Origin of the sequence: Streptomyces sp. NPDC001502 (assembly GCF_042894785.1) — a bacterium.
Taxonomy (GTDB): domain Bacteria; phylum Actinomycetota; class Actinomycetes; order Streptomycetales; family Streptomycetaceae; genus Streptomyces; species Streptomyces kutzneri.
Genome location: NZ_JBIAVW010000021.1, coordinates 93198 through 117942, shown reverse-complemented (window position 1 = coordinate 117942; position 24745 = coordinate 93198). Strand labels below are relative to the sequence as shown.

At 71.6% G+C, this 24745-nt stretch carries 22 protein-coding genes; 13 read left to right on the top strand and 9 right to left on the bottom strand.

Annotation, left to right across the window (positions count from 1 at the left end; all coding sequences use genetic code 11):
• Positions 1-65: 65 nt before the first annotated feature.
• From ACFY0D_RS30740 to ACFY0D_RS30725, 4 genes are all read right to left on the bottom strand, one after another.
• A complete protein-coding gene (locus tag ACFY0D_RS30740) occupies positions 66-149 on the bottom strand; it encodes a putative leader peptide (RefSeq protein WP_350206375.1) in 84 nt (27 codons plus the stop codon).
• A 161-nt stretch (positions 150-310) separates the two neighbouring features.
• Complete coding sequence (locus ACFY0D_RS30735; RefSeq protein WP_390801251.1) at positions 311-1036, bottom strand: DUF2993 domain-containing protein; 726 nt, start codon at positions 1034-1036, stop codon at positions 311-313.
• Between the two features lie 63 nt (positions 1037-1099).
• Positions 1100-2755 (bottom strand): hypothetical protein, encoded by a 1656-nt coding sequence (locus tag ACFY0D_RS30730; protein ID WP_390801250.1) that lies wholly within the window; start codon positions 2753-2755, stop codon positions 1100-1102.
• A gap of 10 nt (positions 2756-2765) precedes the next feature.
• Positions 2766-3020: a MoaD/ThiS family protein gene (locus tag ACFY0D_RS30725; RefSeq protein ID WP_030387258.1), complete on the bottom strand. Its 255-nt coding sequence runs from the start codon at positions 3018-3020 to the stop codon at positions 2766-2768.
• Between the two features lie 461 nt (positions 3021-3481).
• Here ACFY0D_RS30725 and ACFY0D_RS30720 point away from each other — a divergent pair, with 461 nt between their 5' ends.
• Both ACFY0D_RS30720 and ACFY0D_RS30715 read left to right on the top strand, forming a co-directional pair.
• A complete protein-coding gene (locus ACFY0D_RS30720; RefSeq protein WP_301369589.1) occupies positions 3482-4279 on the top strand; it encodes a response regulator transcription factor in 798 nt (265 codons plus the stop codon).
• Between the two features lie 78 nt (positions 4280-4357).
• Positions 4358-5380: a LacI family DNA-binding transcriptional regulator gene (locus ACFY0D_RS30715; protein WP_390801249.1), complete on the top strand. Its 1023-nt coding sequence runs from the start codon at positions 4358-4360 to the stop codon at positions 5378-5380.
• Between the two features lie 7 nt (positions 5381-5387).
• Here ACFY0D_RS30715 and ACFY0D_RS30710 read toward each other — a convergent pair whose 3' ends face one another.
• Positions 5388-6455 carry a MerR family transcriptional regulator gene (locus ACFY0D_RS30710; RefSeq protein WP_390801248.1) on the bottom strand — a complete coding sequence of 356 codons (1068 nt, stop codon included), beginning with the start codon at positions 6453-6455 and terminating at the stop codon, positions 5388-5390.
• Positions 6456-6596: 141 nt separating this feature from the next.
• Between ACFY0D_RS30710 and ACFY0D_RS30705 the strand changes: the two genes are divergently transcribed.
• From ACFY0D_RS30705 to ACFY0D_RS30695, 3 genes are all read left to right on the top strand, one after another.
• On the top strand, positions 6597-7868 hold the full coding sequence (locus ACFY0D_RS30705) for a S1C family serine protease (RefSeq protein ID WP_390801247.1): 1272 nt from the start codon (positions 6597-6599) through the stop codon (positions 7866-7868).
• A 75-nt stretch (positions 7869-7943) separates the two neighbouring features.
• The gene (locus ACFY0D_RS30700; RefSeq protein WP_390801246.1) at positions 7944-8675 is read left to right on the top strand and encodes a response regulator transcription factor; all 732 of its coding nucleotides are present in this window, start codon (positions 7944-7946) and stop codon (positions 8673-8675) included.
• Positions 8672-10117: a sensor histidine kinase gene (locus ACFY0D_RS30695; RefSeq protein ID WP_390801245.1), complete on the top strand. Its 1446-nt coding sequence runs from the start codon at positions 8672-8674 to the stop codon at positions 10115-10117. The genes ACFY0D_RS30700 and ACFY0D_RS30695 overlap by 4 nt, the downstream gene beginning before the upstream one ends.
• Here ACFY0D_RS30695 and ACFY0D_RS30690 read toward each other — a convergent pair.
• Entirely contained in the window at positions 10097-10957 is an 861-nt protein-coding gene (locus ACFY0D_RS30690) for a phosphatidylinositol-specific phospholipase C (RefSeq protein WP_390801286.1), read from the bottom strand. The genes ACFY0D_RS30695 and ACFY0D_RS30690 overlap by 21 nt on opposite strands.
• Positions 10958-11134: 177 nt before the next feature.
• The gene (locus tag ACFY0D_RS30685) at positions 11135-11704 is read right to left on the bottom strand and encodes a TetR/AcrR family transcriptional regulator (RefSeq protein WP_390801244.1); all 570 of its coding nucleotides are present in this window, start codon (positions 11702-11704) and stop codon (positions 11135-11137) included.
• A gap of 126 nt (positions 11705-11830) precedes the next feature.
• Between ACFY0D_RS30685 and ACFY0D_RS30680 the strand changes: the two genes are divergently transcribed.
• Positions 11831-12619 (top strand): alpha/beta fold hydrolase, encoded by a 789-nt coding sequence (locus ACFY0D_RS30680; protein ID WP_390801243.1) that lies wholly within the window; start codon positions 11831-11833, stop codon positions 12617-12619.
• Between the two features lie 95 nt (positions 12620-12714).
• Here the strand turns inward: ACFY0D_RS30680 and ACFY0D_RS30675 are convergent, their stop codons facing one another.
• Positions 12715-14532: a bifunctional metallophosphatase/5'-nucleotidase gene (locus tag ACFY0D_RS30675; RefSeq protein ID WP_390801242.1), complete on the bottom strand. Its 1818-nt coding sequence runs from the start codon at positions 14530-14532 to the stop codon at positions 12715-12717.
• A 169-nt stretch (positions 14533-14701) separates the two neighbouring features.
• Here ACFY0D_RS30675 and mshD point away from each other — a divergent pair, with 169 nt between their 5' ends.
• The 7 genes from mshD to pstB all read left to right on the top strand — a co-directional run bounded on the left by mshD (position 14702) and on the right by pstB (position 23597).
• Complete coding sequence (gene mshD / locus ACFY0D_RS30670; RefSeq protein ID WP_390801241.1) at positions 14702-15628, top strand: mycothiol synthase; 927 nt, start codon at positions 14702-14704, stop codon at positions 15626-15628.
• A 373-nt stretch (positions 15629-16001) separates the two neighbouring features.
• Positions 16002-18269 (top strand): RNA degradosome polyphosphate kinase, encoded by a 2268-nt coding sequence (locus ACFY0D_RS30665; RefSeq protein WP_390801240.1) that lies wholly within the window; start codon positions 16002-16004, stop codon positions 18267-18269.
• Entirely contained in the window at positions 18250-19206 is a 957-nt protein-coding gene (locus ACFY0D_RS30660) for a CHAD domain-containing protein (RefSeq protein WP_390801239.1), read from the top strand. Before ACFY0D_RS30665 ends, ACFY0D_RS30660 begins: the two co-directional genes overlap by 20 nt.
• Positions 19207-19453: 247 nt before the next feature.
• Positions 19454-20590 carry a phosphate ABC transporter substrate-binding protein PstS gene (gene pstS / locus ACFY0D_RS30655; RefSeq protein WP_351157853.1) on the top strand — a complete coding sequence of 379 codons (1137 nt, stop codon included), beginning with the start codon at positions 19454-19456 and terminating at the stop codon, positions 20588-20590.
• A 129-nt stretch (positions 20591-20719) separates the two neighbouring features.
• Positions 20720-21709: a phosphate ABC transporter permease subunit PstC gene (pstC, locus tag ACFY0D_RS30650; protein WP_390801238.1), complete on the top strand. Its 990-nt coding sequence runs from the start codon at positions 20720-20722 to the stop codon at positions 21707-21709.
• Entirely contained in the window at positions 21709-22791 is a 1083-nt protein-coding gene (gene pstA / locus ACFY0D_RS30645) for a phosphate ABC transporter permease PstA (protein ID WP_390801237.1), read from the top strand. The genes pstC and pstA overlap by 1 nt, the downstream gene beginning before the upstream one ends.
• A 29-nt stretch (positions 22792-22820) precedes the next feature.
• Positions 22821-23597 (top strand): phosphate ABC transporter ATP-binding protein PstB, encoded by a 777-nt coding sequence (gene pstB, locus ACFY0D_RS30640; RefSeq protein WP_030009312.1) that lies wholly within the window; start codon positions 22821-22823, stop codon positions 23595-23597.
• Between the two features lie 144 nt (positions 23598-23741).
• On the opposite strand, the gene ACFY0D_RS30635 is transcribed toward pstB, so the two are convergent.
• Positions 23742-24740, bottom strand: a complete 999-nt coding sequence (locus ACFY0D_RS30635) for an inorganic phosphate transporter (RefSeq protein ID WP_301369575.1) — start codon at positions 24738-24740, stop codon at positions 23742-23744.
• Positions 24741-24745: the final 5 nt, after the last annotated feature.

Sequence of the window (24745 nt, the reverse complement as noted above, 5' to 3'; positions counted from 1 at the left end):
GTGCGGTCACGCGGGAAAGGCCGTTGGGGCCGTCGTCCGGTCGATGGAGCGGATGCGCTCACAGTTCACATGGATCGACAGAGCATGGCGGCGACGCGACACAGGTCTACTGCCCGTCGCTTCGTGAGGTCCGCCTGCTGATGCTTCATAGCCATGGATCGTAGGGACGAATCAGCCGCCCTGTCACCGGCGTGTCATATATCGAGACAGGATCGTCCGAATATTGGGATAAGAAGCCCCAGGGCGGCCGCCGCGCCGCCCCCGGGACCTGCCGTGCGGCCCGTCCTTCTGCGGATCGGACCGCACCGTCTCACGATCCGGCCACCACCACGTTCGTGCCGCCCAGCGTGAGGTGCACACCGGCCTCGTCCGAGGTCAGGGACGAGAGCTGGAGTCCGGCCGGCATGCCGCTGCCGAGATCACGGTCGAAGTCGGTCTTCTTCCGGATCGCCTTCTCGACCACCGGAACACCCCCGCCGGGCACCTCGTCGGCGCGCACGCGGACGATCTTGCCGCCCTTTCCGCCCTTCCCGGCCGGCGCGTCCTCAAGGGTGACGGTCGACACCACGCTGTGCGTCAGGACCTTGCCGAAGACGTCCACCGACGCGGTGACCTTCACCTTGCCCGGCGCCCCGCCGTAGGAGAGGGTCGCGCCGGTCTGCGAGGCCGCCGTCAGGTCGGCGTAGGTGATGAGCGCGCTGCCCTCGGCCCGGTCAGCGGTGCCGCCGCTGTAGTCGCCGTTCAGCTTCACGCCCCGGAAGCTCGCGTCCAGCTCCGACAGCCGCGTCTTGCGGTCTTCGGCGGTGACCTCGACGCCCCGCAGCTTGAGGTCGACCCGGTCGAGGTCGCGGCTGAGCACCTGGGTCAGGAAGGGGAAGCCGTGGACCTCTACCTCCGAGGAACCGGCCAGGCCCTGCCGGGCCTGTATTCGGTCGGCCAGCCGGTTCTCGACGTAACTCGCAGCCCAGCGGTCCACGCCCACGAACAGGGCCCCCAGAACCACTCCGATGATCACAACGACGCGCAGGAAACGCACGTTCCCTCCCCCTACTAATCGGTACGTGCGTTCTAGTTGACCATGCGGCTCGTCAGACAGGGATCAGCCCACCACCCGGCCGATCAGGTACACGGCGGGGGCGGCCGCCGCGAGCGGCAGGGCCACGCCGGCCGTCATGTGCACGAACTTCGACGGGTAGTCGTACGCCGCCACGCGCAGCCCGACCAGCGCGCACACCCCGGCGACGAGGCCGATCAGTGCCCCGCCCGTACCGACCGAGGTGAGCCCGCCGACCGCGATGCCCGCGCCGGCGGCCGCGGCCAGCGAGACGCCGACCGAGGGGGCGGCGGGCAGCGGCAGCGCACGGGCGAAGACGGCGACCGCGACGGCCGCGGCGCCGACCGTGGCGGCGGCGGAATCGGCCGCGAGATAGCCGGCGCAGATGATGGCGAGGGCGGCCGAGGCCACCGAGGCCATCAGCCCGTACATCCGCTCGTCGGGATCGGCGTGGCTGCGCAGCTGCAGGACGAGCGTGAGCAGCACCCAGGCGCCGAGGGTCCCGACGATCGCTCCGGGTCCGTACGTGGGGTCGACGGCGAGCACGGCCACGTCGGCGACGACGGCTCCGGCGAAGGCGAGGGCGATGCCCTGGCGGGCGGGCCACATGCCGTTCAGGCGGAACCAGCCGGCCGCCGTGAGGCCCTGCAGGGCGATCAGCGGCAGGAGCAGGGCGTACTGCCCGAAGGCGGCGGCCACGGCGAGCAGCAGCCCGAGGACGGCGGTCAGTATGGCGGACTGCGGACCGGGGTCGATGATCGGCGACCGGCCCTCGGCGCGGGCCTGGGCGGGGTCGACGGCGCGCAGGGTGTTGCCGGCGAGGGTGGGCGGGGACCAGGAGGTGATTTCCTGCGGCTCGCCGGGGGCCTCGGCCGGGTCCTCGCCCGGGGTGGCCGCCGACTGGGGCGGCATGTACGCGGTCTGCTCGGCGGCGGGTGCGTCCACCACCGGCGGCATGTACGCGGTCTGCTCGGCGGCGGGTGCGTCCACCACCGGCGGCATTCCCCCGGCTACCGCCGGGAGGTACCCCCGGGCGGTCTCCTCGACCGGCGGCGACTGCTGGGGCTGGTGCTGCTGCTGGTGGTGGTGGGGCTGGTACTGCTGGTCGTGCTCGGGGCCCGGGTACGGCGGCAGATAGGCCGTCTCGGCGCCCTGCGGCCAGTCCTGGACCGGAGCCGCGGCGGGCGCCGGAGCCTGGGCCTCGTCCCGGAACCAGCTCTCCGGAGCCACCGGCTGCCGGTGCTGCTGCTCCTGCTGCTGCTCCTGCTGGGGCTGGTACTGCTGGTCGGGCCCGGGGCCCGGGTACGGCGGCAGATAGGCCGTCTCGGCGCCCTGCGGCCAGTCCTGGACCGGAGCCGCGGCAGGCGCCGGAGCCTGGGCCTCGTCCCGGAACCAGCTCTCCGGAGCCACCGGCTGCCGGTACGGCTCGGGGGCCGGGGCGTAGCCGCCGCCGGCGGGGGCGGAGCCGTCCGGCCAGGGGCCCGGGGCGGACGGGGCCGCCGGGGCCTCGTCGCGGAACCAGCCCTCGGGCGCCACCGGCTGCCCGGGCACCGCGCCCAGCGGCGGATGCACCGGCTGGTGGCTGGTGTCCCAGGTGTCGGACTGCCAGGTCTGGGTCCCGTACGGGTCCTCCTGCTGCTGGTGCTGCTGGTGCTGCTGCTGCGCGTACTGCCGGCGCTGCTGTTCCTCAGGGGTACTCATCGGCTCCCGCTCACCCGCCCGCGAACGGCGGGAGCACCTCGACGGTGCCCCCCTCGGTCAGCGGGACGGAATCATGCGGGCGCTTGCCCACAGGCTCGTCGTTCACGAGGAAGGAGCAGCGCAGCAGGACCCGGGTCAGCTCCCCGGGGTGGCGCTCCCGCACGGCGTCGAGCGCCTCGGCCAGTGTGCCCGCCGAGTACGGCTCCTCCGCCGTCTTGGCCGCGGCCTTGGCCGCCGCCCAGTAGCGGATGGTTCCGGTTGCCACTGCAGCTCCTATCGTCGGCTCTCTACCGTCGGCCTCCATGATGGCCCCTCCCACCGCCGACCCCGGCGTGCCCCGACGCGCCGGGTGTGCGCCCGGGTGGCCCCGAAGTACCGGTCGGCGGGCCCCCGATCCGGTGAAACCCGGGCATACGCAGGGCGGGAGCGTGGCATGAACCACAGAAGTGGAAGCGGAAGAAGCCTCGGCCACGCATCGACGGGTGGGCTATTCTGCTTGGCGAGAGGATCCGGGCAACGTTGCCCCCGGGTCCTTTTGTGCTTTCAGCACGTTGAACGGACCGAGAACAGTGGTATCCATGCGGACCCCAGGGCGCGGGGACCGCGGGGACGCCGGGCAAGACGTACGAAGCAGTACCACGCATGTCCTCGACGGGACCGAGGAGGAACCGACGTGATGGACCAGCGAACCGTGCACCACCGTCCGACCCGGGCAGGTGGTCGGTCGTGAGCTCACTCCTGCTGCTCACCAACGCCCTGCAGCCGTCCACCGAGGTGCTGCCCGCCCTCGGCCTGCTGCTGCACAACGTCCGGGTCGCCCCGGCCGAGGGCCCCGCCCTGGTGGACACCCCGGGAGCCGATGTCATCCTCGTGGACGGCCGCCGCGACCTGCCGCAGGTGCGGTCGCTGTGCCAGCTGCTCCGCTCCACCGGACCCGGCTGTCCGCTGATCCTGGTCGTCACCGAGGGCGGCCTGGCGGCCGTCACCGCCGACTGGGGCATCGACGACGTCCTCCTGGACACCGCCGGTCCGGCCGAGGTCGAGGCGCGGCTGCGACTGGCCACCGGCCGTCAGCAGCTGGGCTCGGACGACTCCCCGATGGAGATCCGCAACGGTGACCTGTCGGTGGACGAGGCCACGTACTCCGCCAAGCTCAAGGGGCGGGTGCTGGACCTCACCTTCAAGGAGTTCGAGCTGCTCAAGTACCTCGCCCAGCACCCGGGCCGGGTCTTCACCCGCGCCCAGCTGCTGCAGGAGGTGTGGGGCTACGACTACTTCGGCGGCACCCGAACCGTCGACGTGCACGTACGGCGGCTGCGCGCGAAGCTCGGCCCCGAGCACGAGTCCCTGATCGGCACGGTCCGCAACGTCGGCTACCGCTTCGTCACGCCGGAGAAGGTCGAGCGGGCGGCGGCGGAAGCCGCGGCCCAGGCGGCGGCCAAGGCCGCGGCCCAGGCCGCCGAGAGGACGGCACCGCAGACGGCCGCGCAGACCACCGCGCAGCAGGCTTCGTCCGTCACCTGATCGGCCGAACGCGCTGTGAGCATCCACTCGGCAGGACGCCCTGCCCAGAGGTAGGTCACCCCGCGTAGACTGCCGCGCGTGGCCAAGGTGACGCGGGACGACGTGGCGCGACTTGCGGGTACCTCTACCGCCGTCGTGAGCTACGTCATCAACAACGGACCCCGGCCGGTTGCCCCGGCCACGCGCGAGCGTGTCCTCGCCGCGATCAAGGAGCTGGGCTACCGCCCGGACCGGGTCGCCCAGGCGATGGCTTCGCGGCGCACCGACCTCATAGGCATGATCGTCCCGGATGCCCGCCAGCCGTTCTTCGCGGAGATGGCGCACGCGGTCGAACAGGCCGCCGCCGAGCGAGGGAAAATGGTGCTGGTCGGCAACTCCGACTACCGCACCGAGCGCGAGGTCCACTACCTGCGGGCCTTCCTCGGCATGCGGGTGTCGGGCCTGATCCTGGTCAGCCAGGGCATGAGCGAGCAGGCCGCAAGCGAGATCGAGGCCTGGGACGCGCGGGTCGTGCTGCTGCACGAGCGGCCGGAGGCGATCGACGACGTCGCCGTCGTCACGGACGACATCGGGGGCGCCCAGCTCGCCACCCGTCACCTGCTGGAGCACGGCCACGAGTACGTGGCCTGCATCGGCGGCGTCGAGAACACCCCGTCCGTCGGCGACCCCGTCGCCGACCACGTCGAGGGCTGGCGCCGGGCCATGCAGGAGTCCGGCCGCTCGGTCGAGGGCCGGCTCATCGAGGCCCCGTACAACCGCTACGACGCGTACCGGGTCGCCCTGGAGGTCCTGGCGCGGCCCGACCGGCCGACGGCCGTCTTCTGCGCCACGGACGACCAGGCGATCGGTGTGCTGCGCGCCGCGCGCGAGCTGCGCATCGACGTGCCCGGGGAACTGGCCGTCGCCGGCTTCGACGACGTCAAGGAAGCCGCCCTCACCGATCCGCCGCTGACCACGATCGCCTCGGACCGCCCGGCGATGGCCCGCGCGGCCGTGGACCTGGTCCTGGACGACGGCCTGCGCGTGGCCGGCTCCCGACGGGAACGGCTGAAGCAGTTCCCGTCGGCGCTGGTGATCCGCCGCTCCTGCGGCTGCCGCTGAACGCGGGTCACGCGTCCAGCGTGCACGGCATCAGCAGGGAGAAGGCGTCCTCGGTGCCGGAGCGGAGCAGCACCAGCGGGGCCTTGGGGCCGACGTACTCCAGCAGCATGTCGTCCCCGACGGCGAGCGCGTCGAGGAGGAAGGCGGGGTTGACCCCCACCCGGTCCCCGGCGACACCGGAGCCGTAGCCCGGCTCAAGGCCGGACTCGACGGCCTCGTCGGCGACGGTCACCGTGTCCGTCAGGACGAGGGCGCACCTTTCGCCGTCCTGCCCGGCCAGGCCCTGCCGCAGCGCCGGCACGTCCAGCGGGATGCGGCGGCCCTCGGGGAGCCGCGTCAGGCGGCGGTAGTCGGGGAACTCCTCGCCCAGGCCGTGCCCGGCGACCCGGCGGCCCTGCGTCTCCAGCTCGATCCCGTCCCCGTCCACGGTGAGCAGGGCCGGGAAGTCGCCGGTCAGCAGGGCCCGCATGGCGTCCACGAGCGGGGCGGGCGCGGTCAGCTGGACCCGCTCACCGCCGTGGCCGGTGGTGGACGCGCGGGCCACGGCCATCCGGTAGCGGTCGGTGGCCACGACGTGCAGGTCTTCCCCCTCCACGTCGAAGAGGATCCCGCCGAGCACCGGCAGCTCGGGGTCGGTCCCGACGGCGAAGCGTACGGAGTCCAGCGCGGCCGCGAACTCAGCGGCGGGCACGGTCAGCCGGGCCGTGCGGGTGCGGGTGGTGGTGGTCATGGTGCTCTCCTTGTGTCCGAGTCGGGCGCGTACCGCGGAGAGCGCGCCGCGCGCATCGGCGAGCTCGCGTTCGAGCCGCCGCAGGTGCCCGTCCAGCAGCCGGGGCACCAGGCCGGTGTCCCCGCCGGACCAGGCCGCCAGGACCAGCCGGACGTCCGCGAGCGGCATCCCCGCCTGCCGGAGCCGGGCCAGCAGCCGCGCCTCGTCGAGCTGTTCGGGCGCGTACCAGCGGTATCCGGTCGCCGGATCCACCCGGGCGGGCGGCAGGACGCCCACCCGGTCGTAGAAGCGCAGCGCGCTCACGCCCAGCCCGCTGTCGCGGCCCATCTCGCCAATGCTGCGCATCTCGCTCTCCACACCCGTGACTCTGGGACCTCCACCAGGTCGAGGGTCAAGGCCGGTTCTCATGTCGGTCGCAGGCGGTTCTGTCGGGCTTCTCAGGCCTGACTCAGGAAGCTCTCATGATCTCCGGCCAGAGTCGTTGTCATGACCGACAGCTTCCGCCGCGAAGGCGAGTACCCGCAGGAGAACAGCCCGGCCCAGCACGCGCCGTTCGGCGAGGACTGGCAGCGCGGGCGGAACAGGCCGGCCCAGGAGGCCGGGGCCGAAGCCGGGGCGGGAGCCTGGGCCGGAGCCGGGGCGGCGGCCTACCCGCCGCCGCCCTCGTACCCGCCGGCCGCGCCCGGCTGGCACGAGGCGCACCGGCCGCCGGTCATCCCGGGCGAGACGGTCCCGGCGGCCGCGGGCGCCGGCGGCGAGGGCGGCGGCGGTGAGGGCGGCGGCCCTGGCCGGCCGGCCCACGCCGCGGCCCCCGCACCCCGTGCCAAGCGGCCCGTCGCGCTGCTGGCCGCCGTCGTGCTCGCCGCGGCCCTGGTCGGCGGCGGCACCGCGGCCGCCGTCCAGCAGCTGATGGACCGGCAGGCCGGCAGCACCGGCGGGGTCGACGGCACCACCGTCTCGCAGTCCAGCTCCGGCACCGTCGCCGGCGTCGCCGAGCAGGTCAGCCCCTCGGTCGTCCGCATCGACGTCCGCACCGGCTCCGGCCAGGGCACCGGCTCCGGCATCGTCCTCACCGCCGACGGCGAGATCGTCACCAACAACCACGTGGTGAGCGGCGCCGCCGAGATCCAGGTGACGATGAGCGACGGCAAGAAGTACCCGGCCAAGATCGTGGGCACCGACCCCGACAAGGACCTGGCCCTGATCAAACTCCAGGGCGCATCCGGGCTGAAGCCCGCCACGCTCGGCGACTCCGGCGGCGTCAAGGTCGGTGACCAGGTCGTCGCCATCGGCTCGCCCGACGGCCTCACCGGCACCGTCACCAGCGGCATCGTCTCCGCGCTGAACCGCGAGGTGAAGGTGCCGAAGTCGGAGCAGCAGTCCCCGCAGAGCCGGCAGCAGGGCGAGGACAGCTGGCCGTTCTCCTTCGGCGGCCGCCAGTTCAACGGGGACACCGGCTCCGACACCACCTCGTACAAGGCCCTCCAGACGGACGCCTCCCTCAACCCCGGCAACTCCGGCGGCGCCCTCGTCGACATGAACGGCCGGATCGTGGGCATGCCGTCGGCGATCTACTCCCCCGCCTCCGGCAACTCCGCCGCAGGCAGCGTCGGCCTCGGCTTCGCCATCCCGGTCGACACGATCAAGGCCGACCTGGACTCCCTGCGCAAGGGCGGCCCCGGCGGCGCGGGCTCCTCCGGCACGGGCGGCGGATCCGGCGCCGGCTCCGCCGCGGGCGGCTTCGGCACCAGCTTCTGACCCACCCGTGCGAGGCTGGAGACGCCGTCACGCGCCGCACTCCACGGCCGACCACCACCCCTGGGAGACCCATCCATGAATCCCGCCGAAGGCGAAGCGCGGATCCTCGTCGTCGACGACGAACCGGCCGTCCGCGAGGCCCTGCGCCGCAGTCTCGCCTTCGAGGGGTACGCCGTGCAGACCGCCGTCGACGGGCTCGACGCCCTCGACCGGGCGGCCTCGTACGCCCCCGACCTGATCGTCCTGGACATCCAGATGCCCCGGATGGACGGGCTGACGGCCGCCCGCCGACTGCGGGCCTCCGGCAGCGTCACACCGATCCTGATGCTCACCGCCCGCGACACCGTCGGCGACCGCGTCACCGGCCTCGACGCGGGCGCCGACGACTACCTCGTCAAGCCGTTCGAACTCGACGAGCTCTTCGCCCGCGTCCGCGCCCTGCTGCGCCGCAGCTCCTACACCACCTCGCAGGCCGTCGGCGAGAGCCACGAGGACACCCTGACCTTCGGCGACCTGCGCATGGACCTCGCGACCCGCGAGGTCACCCGGGCCGGGCGGTCGGTGGAGCTGACCCGGACCGAATTCACGCTGCTGGAGATGTTCCTCGCGCACCCGCGCCAGGTCCTGACCCGCGAGCAGATCCTCAAGACCGTCTGGGGCTTCGACTTCGAGCCCAGCTCCAACTCCCTGGACGTGTACGTGATGTACCTGCGCCGCAAGACCGAGGCCGGCGGCGAGCCGCGCCTCGTCCACACCGTGCGCGGGGTCGGCTACGCCCTGCGTGCCGGCGAGAGCGGGCCCGAGTGAGCCCGACGGCCAGATTCCGCGCGCTGCCGCTGCGCTCCCGCCTCGCCCTGCTGGTCACGGTGGCGGTGGCGCTCGCGGTGACCGCGGTCGCGGCGGTGTCGTGGGTGATGGTCCGCACCCAGCTTCGCGAGCAGCTCGACCGCTCCCTCGTCGCGACGAACGTCGGCGCAGAGCTGAGCCGGACCCTGATGCAGAACGACTGTCTTCCGCCGCCGCAGCAGCCCCGTCAGCAGATCGCCGGGAACCTGAGCGCGACCGTCCAGATCGTCCTGCCCGACGGCAGCCACTGCTGGGTCGCCGGGCCGACCGCCCTGCCGGTGACCGAGGCCGACAAGGAGATCGCGCTGGGCAGGCGGGGCAAGACCCTGCAGACCGTGACGACTTCCGAGGGCGTCGAGATGCGCGTCTACACGATCCCGGTGGTGGCCCCCAACACCGGCCAGGTCTTCGGCGGCGTCTCCATCGCCAAGCCGCTCGCCGACATCGACAAGCCGCTGTCCACCCTGGCCTGGGTGCTGCTCCTGGTCTCCGGGATCGGCGTCGTCGGCGCGGGGATCGCCGGTCTGTGGGTGGCCCGGACCGGGCTGCGGCCCGTCGACGAACTGACCGACACGGTCGAGCACATCGCCCGGACCGAGGACCTGACGGTACGGATCCCGCACACGGGCGACGACGAGATCGCCCGCCTGTCGCGGTCCTTCAACTCGATGACGGCGGCCCTCGCCTCCTCCCAGGAGCGGCAGGCCCAGCTGATCGCGGACGCCGGGCACGAGCTGCGCACCCCGCTGACCTCGCTGCGCACCAACATCGAGCTGCTCGCCCGCAGCGAGGAGACCGGCCGGGCCATCCCGCCCGACGACCGGCGTGAGCTGCTGGCCTCGGTGAAGGCGCAGATGACGGAGCTGGCCTCGCTGATCGGCGACCTGCAGGAGCTGTCGCGGCCGGACGCGGCCTCCCCGGGACCGCTCCAGGTGGTCGCCCTGCACGAGATCGCCGGGGCCGCGCTGTCCCGGGTCCGGCTGCGCGGTCCGGAGCTCCGCTTCGACTCGGACCTGCGGCCCTGGTACGTACGGGGCGAGGCGGCGGCGCTGGAGCGGGCCGTGGTCAACGTCCTGGACAACGCGGTGAAGTTCAGCCCGCCCGGCGGCACGGTCGCGGTGACCCTGCGGGCGGGCGAGCTGACCGTACGGGACCACGGTCCGGGCATCCCGGCCGAGGACCTCCCGCACGTCTTCGAGCGGTTCTGGCGGTCCGAGTCGGCCCGCGCCCTGCCCGGCAGCGGGCTGGGCCTGTCGATCGTGGCCCGTACGGCGGCGCGCGCGGGCGGCAGCGCCGAGCTGCGGGCGGCGGCCGACGGCGGCCCGGGCACGGAGGCGGTGCTCCGCATCCCGGGGGCGCCGATGCCGCCGCCGTCCGATCCGTCAGTTGTGCCGGATCAGTGAGGCGACCAGGCCGGAGCGGGTGTTCGGGAAGTCCATCGGGACGATGCCGAGCCCGGTCCGGCCTGCCAGTTCTCCGCCGTCGACGAAGCCGTGGACCTGCGGGTTCAGCCGGTCGGAGTTCCAGCGGGGCGGCATGTACGCCGCGGTGCTGACGTGGTTCACGAAGAGCCTGCCGGGCTGCTGGACGGCCTTGCGGAAGTGGTTCTCGATCCGGCCGCGCTTGGCGAAGGGCTCGGTGTTGTAGTCGTCCTGGATGTCGAAGACGTTGCCGTCGCCGTAGCGCAGGCCCGGCAGGCCGCCGTTGTCGGCGAGCAGGACCACCTTGCCGCGGGCCTGTCCGAGGGCGGGCAGGGTGTCGGAGATCCGGAACAGGGGCCGCCAGCCGCGGTGGTCCAGGTAGTCGTCGAAGACGGCGCGGAAGGTGGCGTCGCTCTCCCCGGAGTACTCCTGCTTGACGCGCATCAGGACGGTCTCGGAGGGGTGCGCGGCGAGGAAGTTCCCGCAGGCGACGAGGACGTCCCCGAACATCAGGTCCTGGAAGAAGGCCGCGTGGTGGATGGCGAAGGAGCCGCCCGTGACCCGGCAGCGGATGTCGAGGAAGCGGATCCCGGAGTCGAGCTGCTGGGCGATCGAGGTGTTCTGGCAGGCGACGTAGAGGCCGCCCTTGGTGGCGCCGGAGTCATGGGTGCCGGGGATCGTCATGCGCTGCAGGGCGGTGGAGTCCCCGAGGCCGGCCATCCAGTCCTGGGTGCCGAGCGTCGCGGCCGAGGCGGGTGCGGCTCCCAGTCCGACGGCCGCGCCCGCGGCCAGCGCTCCGGCCAGAAACGCCCGCCGGTCCATGCCCGTGCCTGTGCCCGTGCCTGTGCCCGTGCCTGTGCCCGTGCCTGTGCTCGCGCCTGTGCCCGTGCCCTCGCTCGCGACCGTGCCCATGCCGATGCCCATGCCCGCCCCTTTGCCGACCCGGTGATGGCCGGATTATGGCGTGCACACGTCAGCTTTACTACCTGTCGGTAGCGGTCAGCTTTCGAGCAGCTCGACCATGGACCGCAGCCCCTGGAGGAGCTCACGGCCGTCGGGCGCCTGCTCCGGATCGGTCAGGGTCTGCACCATCACCCCGCCGAGCAGCGCGATGTGCAGCGAGCCGAGGGCCCGTACGTCCGCCTCGGAGACCTCCTCCTGCGGCACTCCGCGCAGGGCCGCGGCCACCATCCGCCGGTTGCGGCGCTGCCCCTCGGCGAGGATCGCGAGCAGCTCGGGCGAGGACTGCGCGTGGACGAAGGCCTCGACGGAAGCCAGCCAGAGCCAGCGCATCTCGCCGAAGTCGCGGATCTTGCGGTCCCAGGTGTCGGCGTAGCGCTCCCCCGCGGTCTCGCCCTGGCCGGTGAGCCGGCCGGACCCCGCGGCCCACTCCTCCATGGCGGCGAACAGGGCCTGGTTGAGGAGGGCCTCCCGGGATCCGAAGTGGTAGCCGATCGCGGCCATGCTCACCCCCGAGGCCGTGGCGATGTCGCGCACGGTCGTCCGCAGATAGCCCTTCTCCTCCAGGCAGCGCCCGGCTCCGGCCAGCAGGTCCTCGCGATTTCCCATGCGGGGATCGTAGCCGCGCAGCCTCTTGGGCAAGCGCCCAAGACAAACGTCTTGCACGCTTGCCCAAATCCTGGCAGGCTTCAGGCATCGACAGATCGCAAGATCGACGAAACGGGGAGAACCACCATGCACCGCCACGAAATGAACATCGACGACCGCACCCTGTCCTACGTGGACTCCGGCGGCACCGGCCGCCCGCTGCTGGCCCTGCACGGCGGACTGTCCGAGGGCCTCGCCTTCGCCGGACTCGCCGCGCACCTCGGCGACGCCTGGCGGGTCATCGCCCCCGACCAGCGCGGCCACGGCAGCTCCGCCCGGGCCCCGCACTACCGCCGCGAGGGCTACGTTTCCGACGCCGTCGCCCTCCTCGACCACCTCGGCCTGGACGCCCCCGTGGCCCTCCTCGGCTACTCCCTCGGCGGCCTCAACGCCTACCACCTCGCCGCCGCCCACCCCGACCGGATCTCCGCACTCGTCGACATCGACGCCACCGTCGAGATCCGGCCCACCACCGAGGCCCCCCTCTTCGACTTCCTGCACGGCATGCGGTACACCGCCCCCACCCGCGAGGAACTCCTCGAAGCCGCCGGGCCGGTGGGCGCCCAGTTCGTCGAACAGGCCCTGCGCCCGCTCCCCTCCGGCGAGGGCTGGCGGCTGCCGTTCCACCCCCAGGACATGCTCGACTCCATCGAGGCCTGCCGGGGCGACCACTGGGACGCCTGGCTCGCGAGCACCTGCCCGGCCCTGCTGATCCACGGGATCCACAGCCAGGCCCTGCGCCAGGACACCGCCGACGCGATGGTCACGCGCCGCCCCAAGACCTCGTACACCCCCCTGAACGGCGACCACTTCGTGCCCTTCACCGACCCCCAGGGCGTCAACGACGCCGTCGGGACGTTCCTCGCGACCCTGTGAGGCAGCAGCCCCGCCACGGGGGTGCGGGGCGAACGCCGAAGGGGGCGGCGGGCCGGTCGGCCCACCGCCCCCTTCGGGCGTGCTGTACGCGCGTACTACTTGACGACGGTGATCCGGTTCGCCGCCGGCGGGGCGATCGGCGCCGCCTCCGAGGAGTTCTTCGTCAGGTAGGCGTTGAAGCAGTCCAGGTCGGACGCGCCCACCAGCTTGTTCTTGTGCTCCTTCAGGACGGTGAAACCGTCACCGCCGCCCGCGAGGAACTCGTTCATCGCGACCCGGTAGGTCTTGGCGGGGTCGATCGGCGCGCCGTTCAGCTTCACCGAGTCCACGACGATGCGGTCCGCGCCCGCCTTCGTCATGTCCAGGGTGTACGTGAAGCCCTTCGACACCTGCAGGATCTTCGGGTTCGGTCCGTTGACCGGCCCGCTGACCTGCTGCTGGAGCGCGGTGATCAGCTGCGCGCCGGTCAGGTCCACGATGTTCATCATGTTGGTGAACGGCTGGACCGTGAAGGACTCGCCGTACGTCACCACACCGTCGCCCTCGTCACCCGAGGCCTTGTAGGCGAGGTCCGAGCGGATGCCGCCCGGGTTCATGACGGCCAGCTGCGCGCCGCCCTTGTCCGCCGGGGCGAGCGCTTCGAGCTGCGCGTCGGCGATCAGGTCGCCGAGCGGCTTCTCGGGCGCCTCGGAACCGCGGCCGGGGATGTCGGCCGAGATGAAGCCCTGCGGACGGTTGGCGATCGGGGCCGCCAGCGCCTTCCAGCGGTCGATCAGCTCGGTCATGTCCGGGGCCTTCGGCTGGTCCCGGCCCACGATCTTGTTCACCGGCTTCGGCGAGGTGACCGGCGTACGGACGATGTCCTTGGTCTGCCGGTCGTAGGTGAGGGTGGTGTCGGTGAACAGGCGGCCGATGGAGGCGGCCGAGGTCACCGTACGCGGGTTGCCCGCCGGGTCCGGGATGTTGCAGGCGTAGGCCTGGTGCGTGTGGCCGGTGACCAGCGCGTCGACCTTGGAGTCCACGTTCTTGGCGATGTCCACGATCGCGCCCGAGATGCCGGCGCCGGCACCCGGGACGTTGCAGTCGTAGTTGTACGCGCCGTTGGCGGGCAGGCCGCCCTCGTGGATCAGCGCGACGATCGACTTCACGCCCTGCTTGTTCAGCTCGGCCGCGTACTTGTTGATCGTCTCGATCTCGTCGCCGAACTTGAGGCCCTTGACGCCCTCGGCGGTCACGACGTCCGGAGTGCCCTCCAGGGTGACGCCGATGAAGCCGATCTTCACGTCCCCCTTCTTCCAGATGTAGGTGGGCGACATCAGCGGACGCTTGGTCTTCTCGTCCGTGACGTTGGCGGCGAGGTACTGGAATTCGGCGCCGGTGAACTCCTTGCCGTACTCGAAGCAGCCCTCGACCGGGTGGCAGCCGCCGTAACCCATGCGGCGCAGCTCGGTCTTGCCCTCGTCGAACTCGTGGTTGCCGACGCTGGAGACGTCCAGGCCGATCTTGTTCAGCGCCTCGATGCTCGGCTCGTCGTGGAAGAGCCCGGACAGCATCGGGCTGCCGCCGATCATGTCACCGGCCGCGGCCGTGACGGAGTACTCGTGGCCCTTGCGGGCCTCGCGCAGGCTGGTGGCGAGGTACTCGACACCGCCCGCGGGTATGGCCTTGGTGGTGCCGTCGGCCTGACGCTCGGTCACGGTGCCGGAGGAGCCCTGCGGGGGCTCCAGCGTGCCGTGGAAGTCGTTGAACGACAGCATCTGCACATCGACGGTCCGGCTCTTGGCCGCACCGCCACCACTCGCGGCACCGGCCGGAAGTGCGGCGGCGACCATGGCCCCGGCCCCGGCCGTGACGGCGAGGGCGGTGAGGGTCAACCGGCGGGTTCGGCGGTGCCGTTGTGGCGTCGCTGACATTTAGTCCCCTTATGTGACAGCGGTAAGACATGGGAGGTCCGCCGAAGCCTATGGTCAACGCGCGTAGCTCTACCAGGGGGTAGCGGTATCGCGTTGGTTACGCGCAGAAGAAGGGCCGACCACGCGCCCGCACTCCGCCCCTCCCCCACGGCGGTCGTAGGCTCGTGCCATGACTGACGCAGCAGCGGCCCTTGAGCCGGGACGGCAGATTCAGACTCTCGACGAGCTGACGGAGGAACAGGCGATCGCCGTACTCGAACTCATCGAGGACGCGGCGCGTACGGACGGCACCACCGCCGTGTCCGAACAGGGACGGCTCCAGCTGCGCGGCGGACCGCGCGAGGGCATCCGGCACTTCCTGCTCACCGAGGGCGGCCGGCTCTCCGCTTACGGACAACTGGAGGACACCGATCCGGTGGAGGCCCCGGCCGCCGAACTCGTCGTGCACCCGGCCCTGCGCGGTCGCGGACACGGGCGGGCCATGGGCACGGCCCTGCTGGCCGCCTCCGGCAAGCGGCTGCGGGTATGGGCGCACGGCGGCAAGTCGGCCGCCCGGCACCTCGCGCAGGTGCTCGGCCTGACCCTCTTCCGCGAGCTGCGCCAGCTGCGCCGGCCGCTGGCCGGCGGGGACCCGCTGCCGGAGCCGGTGCTCCCGCCCGGGGTGACCGTACGGACCTACGTGCCCGGCGCCGACGACAAGGCCTGGCTCACGGCGAACGCGGCCGCCTTCGCCCATCACCCCGAGCAGGGTTCGCTGACGCAGCGCGACCTGGACGACCGGATCGCGCAGCCGTGGTTCGACCCCAAGGGCTTCTTCCTCGCGGAGCGCGACGGCGAGCTCGTCGGCTTCCACTGGACGAAGGTCCACGCGGCGGAGCAGCTGGGCGAGGTCTACGTGGTCGGCGTCCGCCCGGGCGCCCAGGGCGGCGGCCTCGGCAAGGCCCTCACCGCGATCGGCCTGCGCCACCTGGCGGCCCAGGGCCTGCCGACGGCCATGCTCTACGTGGACGCCGACAACCCGGCGGCCCTGGCCGTATACGCGGGCCTCGGCTTCACCACCCACGAGGTCGACCTGATGTACCGCACCGAAAGCTGACCCGCCCCCCGCGCCGCCCCTTCCACCCCCGCCGGGCCAAATCCAGCCCCGCCGGCGTTTGAGGCGCGGGGCCGGGGCGGAGCCCCGCTCATCCAGCCCCGCCGACGTTTGAGGCGCGGGGTCCGGGCAGCGCCCGGCGGGGGCCGGGGGGAAGCCCCCGCACCGGCGCCGCACCCGCGCACGCCGGGGCGCACCGGCCCCCCGCCACCCCCGCCGGGAGGCGACTCGTGCGCCATCCGGACCCGGGAAGCCACACGCCATTAACCAGGCATTCAGAAGCGCTTGCGACTCTCCCCCAATGCAGCCCCGACTCCGACTGACGGCCGACTCTTCCGACGTGCCTGTCCTCCCGCGTGCGCGGAAGAATGGAGTCATGAGCCACCAGCCCAGCGCAGGCCCCACCGAGGTCCCCGCCCAGCACCCGTCTCACACCCCCGCCGCCGCCCCCGGCCGCGCCGTCACCGGAGCCCACGCCCGCATAGGCTCCATCTCGGCGCACCGCCCGCACGTCGACCTGGAGCCCGATCTCGACGCGGATCTGGACGCCTACGAGGACGACAAGGACGGCGACGAGCTCCCGCCGGGACGCTTCCTCGACCGGGAGCGCAGCTGGCTCGCCTTCAACGAGCGGGTGCTGGAACTCGCCGAGGATCCCACGACGCCCCTGCTGGAGCGCGCCAACTTCCTGGCGATCTTCGCGAGCAACCTCGACGAGTTCTTCATGGTCCGCGTGGCCGGCCTCAAACGGCGTATCGCGACGGGTGTCGCCACCCGTTCGGCCTCGGGCCTGCAGCCCCGCGAGGTGCTGGACCAGATCTGGACGCGCTCGCGCGAGCTCATGGCCCGGCACGCCGCCTGCTTCCAGCAGGACATCTCCCCGGCACTCGCCGAGGAGGGCGTCCACCTGATCCGCTGGCCCGATCTGACCGAGAAGGAGCAGGCGCGCCTCTTCACCCTGTTCCGCAACCAGATCTTCCCGGTGCTGACCCCGCTGGCCGTGGACCCCGCGCACCCCTTCCCGTACATCTCCGGCCTCTCCCTGAACCTGGCCGTGGTCGTACGCAACCCCGTCAGCGGCCACCGCCACTTCGCCCGGGTCAAGGTCCCGCCGCTCCTCTCCCGCTTCCTGGAGGCCTCCCCGCAGCGCTACGTCCCGCTGGAGGACGTCATCGCCGCGCACCTGGAGGAGCTGTTCCCCGGCATGGAGGTGCTCGCGCACCACATGTTCCGGGTGACCCGCAACGAGGACCTGGAGGTCGAGGAGGACGACGCCGAGAACCTGCTCCAGGCCCTGGAGAAGGAGCTCATGCGGCGCCGCTTCGGCCCGCCCGTGCGCCTGGAGGTCGAGGAGTCCATCGACCCGGGCGTCCTGGACCTGCTGGTGCAGGAGCTGAAGGTCAACGCCTCCGAGGTCTACCCGCTGCCCGGCCCGCTGGACCTGACCGCCCTCTTCGGAATCGCCTCGCTGGACATCCCGGAGCTCAAGTACCCGAAGTTCGTCGCCGGCACCCACCGCGACCTCGCCGAGGTCGAGTCCGCGTCCGCGCCCGACATCTTCGCCGCCCTGCGCGAGCGGGACGTCCTGCTGCACCACCCGTACGACTCCTTCTCCACCTCGGTGCAGGCCTTCCTGGAGCAGGCCGCCGCCGACCCGGACGTCCTCGCCATCAAGCAGACGCTCTACCGCACCTCCGGCGACTCCCCGATCGTGGACGCCCTGATCGACGCCGCCGACTCCGGCAAGCAGGTCCTCGTACTCGTCGAGATCAAGGCCCGCTTCGACGAGCAGGCCAACATCAAGTGGGCGCGCAAACTGGAGGAGTCCGGCTGCCACGTCGTCTACGGGCTCGTCGGCCTCAAGACCCACTGCAAGCTGTCGCTCGTCGTCCGCCAGGAGGGCGAGACGCTGCGCCGCTACTCGCACGTGGGCACCGGCAACTACCACCCCAAGACCGCCCGGCTCTACGAGGACCTCGGCCTGCTCACCGCCGACCCGCAGGTCGGCGCGGACCTCTCCGACCTCTTCAACCGGCTGTCCGGCTACTCGCGCCGCGAGACCTACCGCCGGCTGATGGTGGCGCCCCGCTCGCTGCGGGACGGACTGATAGCGCGGATCGACAAGGAGGCCGCCCACCACAAGGCCGGCCGCCCCGCCTACGTCCGGCTCAAGATGAACTCGATCGTCGACGAGGCCCTCATCGACTCGCTCTACCGGGCCTCCCAGGCGGGAGTGCCCGTCGACATCTGGGTGCGCGGCATCTGCGCCGTGCGCCCCGGCGTCCCCGGGCTCTCGGACAACATCCGGGTCCGCTCGATCCTCGGCCGCTTCCTGGAACACTCCCGGGTCTTCGCCTTCGGCAACGGCGGCGAACCCGAGGTGTGGATCGGCAGCGCCGACATGATGCACCGCAACCTCGACCGCCGTATCGAGGCACTGGTCAGGGTCGCCGACCCGGCCCACCGCGCGGCACTGGACCGGATGCTGGAAACCGGGATGTCCGACGCCACCTCCTCCTGGCACCTGGGCCCGGACGGCGAGTGGACCCGGCACAGCACGGATGCGGACGGCCAGCCGCTGCGGCACGTACAGGAGACGCTCATAGACGCCCGGAGGCGCCGGCGTGGCTCAGCCAAACCATGACCCGATTACGGCGACGGCGGACGCAGGTGCCGTGCTCGGCGCGTACCTGCGCGCCCAGGCCACCGCTTTCCTGCGCGGGCTGCGCCTGCACGAGGAAAGCGGGGCCGACGCCGCCGAAGGAAGCGACGCGGCGCGCAGCCTGCGGGGGGCTGCGCGCCGCATCAGCGGTTCCCTGGCCACCTTCCGGGTGGTGACCGAGTCCTCCTGGGCCGACGGGCTGCGCACCGAGCTGGTGTGGCTGTCCTCGACCCTGGCCGACGAGCACGCGTACGCGGCCCGGCTGACCCGGCTGATGGACGCCCTGCACCGGCTGTCGGGGTCCCCGGAACTGCCGGCGCCGCGCGGCTCGGCCGGCGCGCTGACAGTGGGCTCGGCGCGGGCCGGCGCGCTGCTGGAACGGCAGCTGACCCTGGCCCGTACGCGCGCCCACTCGGCCACCCTCCAGGCGCTCGGCTCCTCCCGCTTCCACGCGGTGGCGGACGCGGTGGCGGTGCTCGCCTCGGAGGTCCCGCTGGACGCGGTCGCGGCCCGGGGGCGGGTGGCGGAGGTACTCGTCCCGCTGGCCGCCGTGGCCGAAACCCGCCTGTCGGCGGCGGTCGCGGCGCTGCCCCCGGTCGACGGGGCCCACCCGTACAACGCGGACCACGACGGGCTCTGGCACGAGGTACGCCGCCTGCTGCGGGTCCACCGGTACGCGCGCGAGGCGCTCGGCGAGGACGTGACGCGGCCGGCGGCCGCGGGCGAGGCCCTGGACCGCCACCGTGACGCGGCCGAGGCCGCGACCGCCTCGGCGACGGCGGCCCGCACCCCGCGCATCGCCCCGGCCACGGCCTACGCCCTGGGCGTCCTGCACGCCGACCAGCGCCACGAGGTCGAGGCGGCCCGCCTCGAATTCCGGCATCTCTGGCTTCCCGAGCCCGCGGTCACGCCGCGATAACGTGCGGATAACGGATGATGACGGATGCGTGCGACCGGCCCGGGACGCACCGGGTCGTCCGCCACGGTTCACCATCCGTTCACTCGGGCCGGTCGGCTGCTTCACCTGTTCTGCCTAATTTCGGTGATGCACGGAGCGAGTCGCCCGGAAGCCGAGCAGCTCAGCCGCGCACCACCGACGTAGTCCTCTTCGCACGCCGCCCCGATACAGAAAGCGGCCGGCGGCTTCTGGAAGGAACACCCGAAAAGTGAAGCTTCAGCGCAAGAACATGCTTCGTGCCTCCGCCCTCGGGGCGCTTGTCGTGTCCGGCGCCCTGGTCCTCACGGCGTGCGGCTCGGACGACAACACCAAGGCCGCCGACGGCTCGGCGAAGCCCTCCGCGGCCGCCGCGGGCGACATCAAGTGCGACGACGCCAAGGGCAAGCTCCTGGCCTCCGGCTCCTCCGCGCAGAAGAACGCGATCGAGCTGTGGATCAAGAACTACATGGCCGCCTGCTCCGGCGTCGAGGTGAACTACAAGTCCTCCTCCTCCGGTGAGGGCATCGTCGCCTTCAACCAGGGCACGGTCGGTTTCGCCGGCTCCGACTCGGCGCTGAAGCCGGAGCAGGTCGAGGAGTCGAAGAAGATCTGCACCGGCGGCCAGGGCATCGACCTCCCGATGGTCGGCGGCCCCATCGCCCTCGGCTTCAACGTCGCCGGCGTGGACAAGCTGAACCTGGACGCCGCCACGGTCGCCAACATCTTCAACGACAAGATCAAGAAGTGGGACGACGAGGCGATCAAGAAGCTGAACCCGGGCGTCACGCTTCCCTCCACCGCCATCCAGGCCTTCCACCGCTCCGACGACTCGGGCACCACCGAGAACCTCACCAAGTACCTCAAGGCCACCGCGGGCGACGCCTGGCCGTACGAGGCCGCGAAGAAGTGGGCCGCCCCGGGCGGTCAGTCGGCCTCCGGCTCCTCCAGCGTGGCCGCCCAGGTCAAGCAGGTCGACGGTGCGATCGGCTACTTCGAGCTCTCCTTCGCCAGCTCGCAGAGCATCAAGACCGTCGACCTGAACACCGGTGCCGCCGCCCCGGTCAAGGCCAGCGGTGAGAACGCCTCCAAGGCCATCGCCGCCGCCAAGGTCGCCGGCACCGGCTCCGACCTGGCCCTCAAGCTCGACTACACCACCAAGGCCGAGGGCGCCTACCCGCTCGTCCTGGTGACCTACGAGGTCGTCTGCGACAAGGGCAACAAGGCCGAGACGCTGCCGACCGTGAAGTCCTTCCTGAACTACGCCGCCTCGGACGCGGGCCAGAAGGTCCTCCTCGAGAACGGCTACGCGCCGATCCCGGCCGAGATCAACACCAAGGTCCGCGAGGTCATCAACACCCTCGGCTAAATCCTGACCCCAGGTCCGGTCCGCTCCCCCGTCCGGGGGCGGACCGGGCCCGGGACCCTTCCCCTCCACCCGGGGGAATCCGGTGCACCGCCGCCAGGGGGCCTGACCCCCACACAGACCGGAAAGACCATGGCTTCCACCACACCCACCCAGATAGACACGGCTCCGCCTGTCACCCGTAGCGGAGGATCCACCGGTCGCGCCGGTGACAAGATCTTCGCCGGGCTCTCCAAGGGCTCCGGCATCCTGCTCCTGGTGATCATGGCGTCGATCGCCGCCTTCCTCACCTACCGCGCCGCGATCGCCCTGTCGAAGAACGAGGGGAACTTCCTCACCACCTTCGACTGGAACGCGTCGGCCAACCCGCCCGTCTTCGGCATCGCCGTCCTGCTCTTCGGCACCGTCGTCAGCTCGATCGTCGCGATGGCCATCGCCGTCCCGATCGCTGTCGGCATCGCCCTGTTCATCTCGCACTACGCGCCGCGCAAGCTGGCCGCGCCCCTCGCCTACGTGGTCGACCTGCTGGCCGCCGTGCCGTCGATCATCTACGGCATCTGGGGCGCCCTCTTCCTCGTCCCGCAGCTGGGCGGCCTGAACCTCTGGCTGGACGAGTACCTCGGCTGGACGTACGTGTTCGAGAAGACCCAGGTCGGCGTCGCCCGCTCGCTCTTCACCGTCGGCATCCTGCTCGCGATCATGATCCTGCCGATCGTGACCAGCGTCAGCCGTGAGGTCTTCCTCCAGGTCCCGCGCATGAACGAGGAGGCCGCACTGGCCCTCGGCGCGACCCGCTGGGAGGTCATCCGCATGTCGGTGCTGCCCTTCGGCCGCTCCGGCGTCATCTCCGCCTCGATGCTCGGCCTCGGCCGCGCGCTCGGCGAGACCATGGCCGTCGCGACCGTCCTCTCCCCGAGCTTCCTGATCTCGGGCCACATCCTGAACCCGGGCGGCGGTACCTTCGCGCAGAACATCGCCGCGAAGTTCGACGAGGCCAACGAGTTCGGCCGCGACGCACTGATCGCCTCCGGTCTCGTCCTCTTCCTGCTCACCCTGCTGGTCAACGGTGCAGCTCGCCTGATCATCGCTCGCCGCAAGGACTTCTCGGGGGCGAACGCCTGATGAGCCACGCAATCCAGGACCAGCGGCCCACCCGGGCCCGCAAGTCCGCCGCCCCCGCCAGCCTGACCCGCGGCGGCCTGCCCCGCTGGGCCCCGGCCGCCATCGCAGCCCTGTCGATCGCACTCGGCTGCGGCATCGGCCTCGCCTTCGGCCTCCAAAGCAAGATCCAGTGGGGTCTGCTCGCGGCGCTGCTCTTCATCGCCATCACGTACACCGCCAGCGCGGTGATCGAGAACCGCCGGCAGGCCAAGGACCGCGTCGCGACCTCCCTCGTGTGGGTCTGCTTCGTCCTCGCGGTCATCCCGCTGCTGTCGCTGATGTGGACCACGATCACCCGCGGTCTGGAGCTCCTGAGCGGCACCTTCCTCAGCCACTCCATGAACGGCGTGACCAGCTTCGACGAGGGCGGCGGCGTCTACCACGCCCTGCTCGGCACCATCGAGCAGGTCGCCCTCGCCACGCTGATCGCGGCCCCCATCGGCCTGCTGACCGCCGTCTACCTGGTCGAGTACGGCAAGGGCCGCCTGGCCAAGTCCGTCACCTTCTTCGTCGACGTCATGACCGGCATCCCCTCCATCGTCGCGGGCCTGTTCATCCTGACGACCTGGAACCTGATGCTCGGCTTCGGCCCGTCCGGCTTCGCCGGCGCCATGGCCCTGTCGATCCTGATGATGCCGGTCGTGGTCCGCTCCACCGAGGAGATGCTCAAGCTCGTCCCGAACGAGCTGCGCGAGGCCGCCCTCGCCCTCGGTGTGCCGAAGTGGCGCGTGATCCTCAAGGTCGTGCTCCCGACCGCCATCGGCGGTATCTCCACCGGCGTGATGCTGGCCGTCGCCCGCATCGCCGGCGAGACCGCGCCGATCATGCTGCTGGTCTTCGGCACCCAGCTGATCAACGGCAACCCCTTCGAAGGCGCCCAGTCCTCGCTCCCGCTCTACATTTGGGAGCAGTACAAGGTCGGTAGTGAACCCTCCTACGACCGGGCATGGGCCGCAGCGCTCGTCCTGATCGCCTTCGTCATGATCCTCAATCTGGTGGCCCGCGGCATCGCCCGCTGGAAGGCCCCGAAGACCGGTCGCTGACGCGACTTATGAAAGCGAAGTGACCCCTCATGGCGAAGCGAATCGACGTCTCCGGACTGTCCGCCTTCTACGGCACCCACAAGGCCATCGATGACATCTCGATGACCGTGGAGCCCCGCTCCGTGACGGCCTTCATCGGCCCCTCCGGCTGCGGCAAGTCCACCTTCCTGCGCACCCTCAACCGCATGCACGAGGTCACCCCGGGCGGCCGCGTCGAGGGCAAGGTCCTGCTGGACGACGAGAACCTGTACGGCACCGGCGTCGACCCCGTCGCGGTCCGCCGCACGGTCGGCATGGTCTTCCAGCGCCCGAACCCCTTCCCCACCATGTCGATCTTCGACAACGTGGCGGCGGGCCTGCGGCTCAACGGCAGCTTCAAGAAGTCCGAGCTCACGGACATAGTCGAGAAGTCGCTCCAGGGCGCCAACCTCTGGAACGAGGTCAAGGACCGTCTGAACAAGCCCGGCTCCGGCCTCTCCGGCGGCCAGCAGCAGCGTCTGTGCATCGCCCGCGCCATCGCGGTCGAGCCCCAGGTCCTGCTGATGGACGAGCCCTGCTCGGCCCTGGACCCGATCTCCACCCTCGCGATCGAGGACCTGATCGGCGAGCTCAAGGAGCGCTTCACGATCGTCATCGTGACGCACAACATGCAGCAGGCGGCCCGCGTCTCCGACCGCACCGCCTTCTTCAACCTCTCGGCCGTCGGCCAGCCCGGCAAGCTCATCGAGCTCGACGACACGGACCGGATCTTCTCGAACCCGTCCGTCCAGGCGACCGAGGACTACATCTCGGGTCGCTTCGGCTAAACCACGAGACTCCATGCGGCTCCGCCGCGTGGCAAGACGTCCTGCGGTGCTGCATGGCGGTGCCACCGCAAGGCGAAAGAAAGAAAAGGGCCGGCTCCCCCTGGGTGGGGGGAGCCGGCCCGCTTTCGTCCGGGGACCCGGGGACTACACGAACGCCAGGTCCACGATCCAGAAGCTGAGTGCCGCGACCAGCGCCGCGGCCGGCATCGTGATGAACCAGCCCAGGATGATGTTCTTGGCGACGCCCCAGCGGACCGCGTTCACGCGCTTGGTCGCGCCCACACCCATGATCGCCGAGGTGATCACGTGGGTGGTGGAGATCGGCGCGTGGAAGAGGTACGCCGAACCGAACATGATCGAGGCACCCGTGGTCTCCGCCGCGAAGCCCTGCGGCGGGTCCAGCTCGATGATCTTGCGGCCGAGCGTACGCATGATGCGCCAGCCACCCGCGTACGTACCCAGCGACAGCATCACGGCACACACGACCTTGACCCAGACCGGGATCGGCGCGTCGGCGCTCTGCACATCGGCGATGACCAGGGCCATCACGACGATGCCCATCGTCTTCTGCGCGTCCTGCAGACCGTGGCCGAGCGCCATCGCGGCCGCCGAGACCGTCTGCGCGATACGGAAGCCGTGCTTCGCCTTGTGCGGGTTGGACCGGCGGAACATCCACAGGATGGCCACCATCACCAGGTAACCGACGACCAGGCCGACGACCGGCGAGACGAACATCGGGATGACGACCTTGTCGAGGACCCCCGACCAGATCACCTCCGTACCGCCGGCCAGCGCCGCGCCCACCATGCCGCCGAACAGCGCGTGCGAGGAGGACGAGGGCAGCCCGAAGTACCAGGTGATCAGGTTCCAGACGATCGCGCCGACCAGCGCCGCGAAGAGGATCCACATGCCCGTGGCGCCCGTGGGCGTCTCGATCAGGCCCTGGCTGACCGTCTTGGCCACGCCGCTGCCCAGGAAGGCACCGGCGAGGTTCATCACGGCCGCCATCGCCAGCGCCGCGCGCGGGGTCAGCGCCCGCGTCGAGACGGACGTCGCGATCGCGTTCGCCGAGTCGTGGAAACCGTTCGTATACGTGAAGCCGAGCGCGACACCGATGGTCACGACCAGAGCAAAGGTGTCCACGAGGT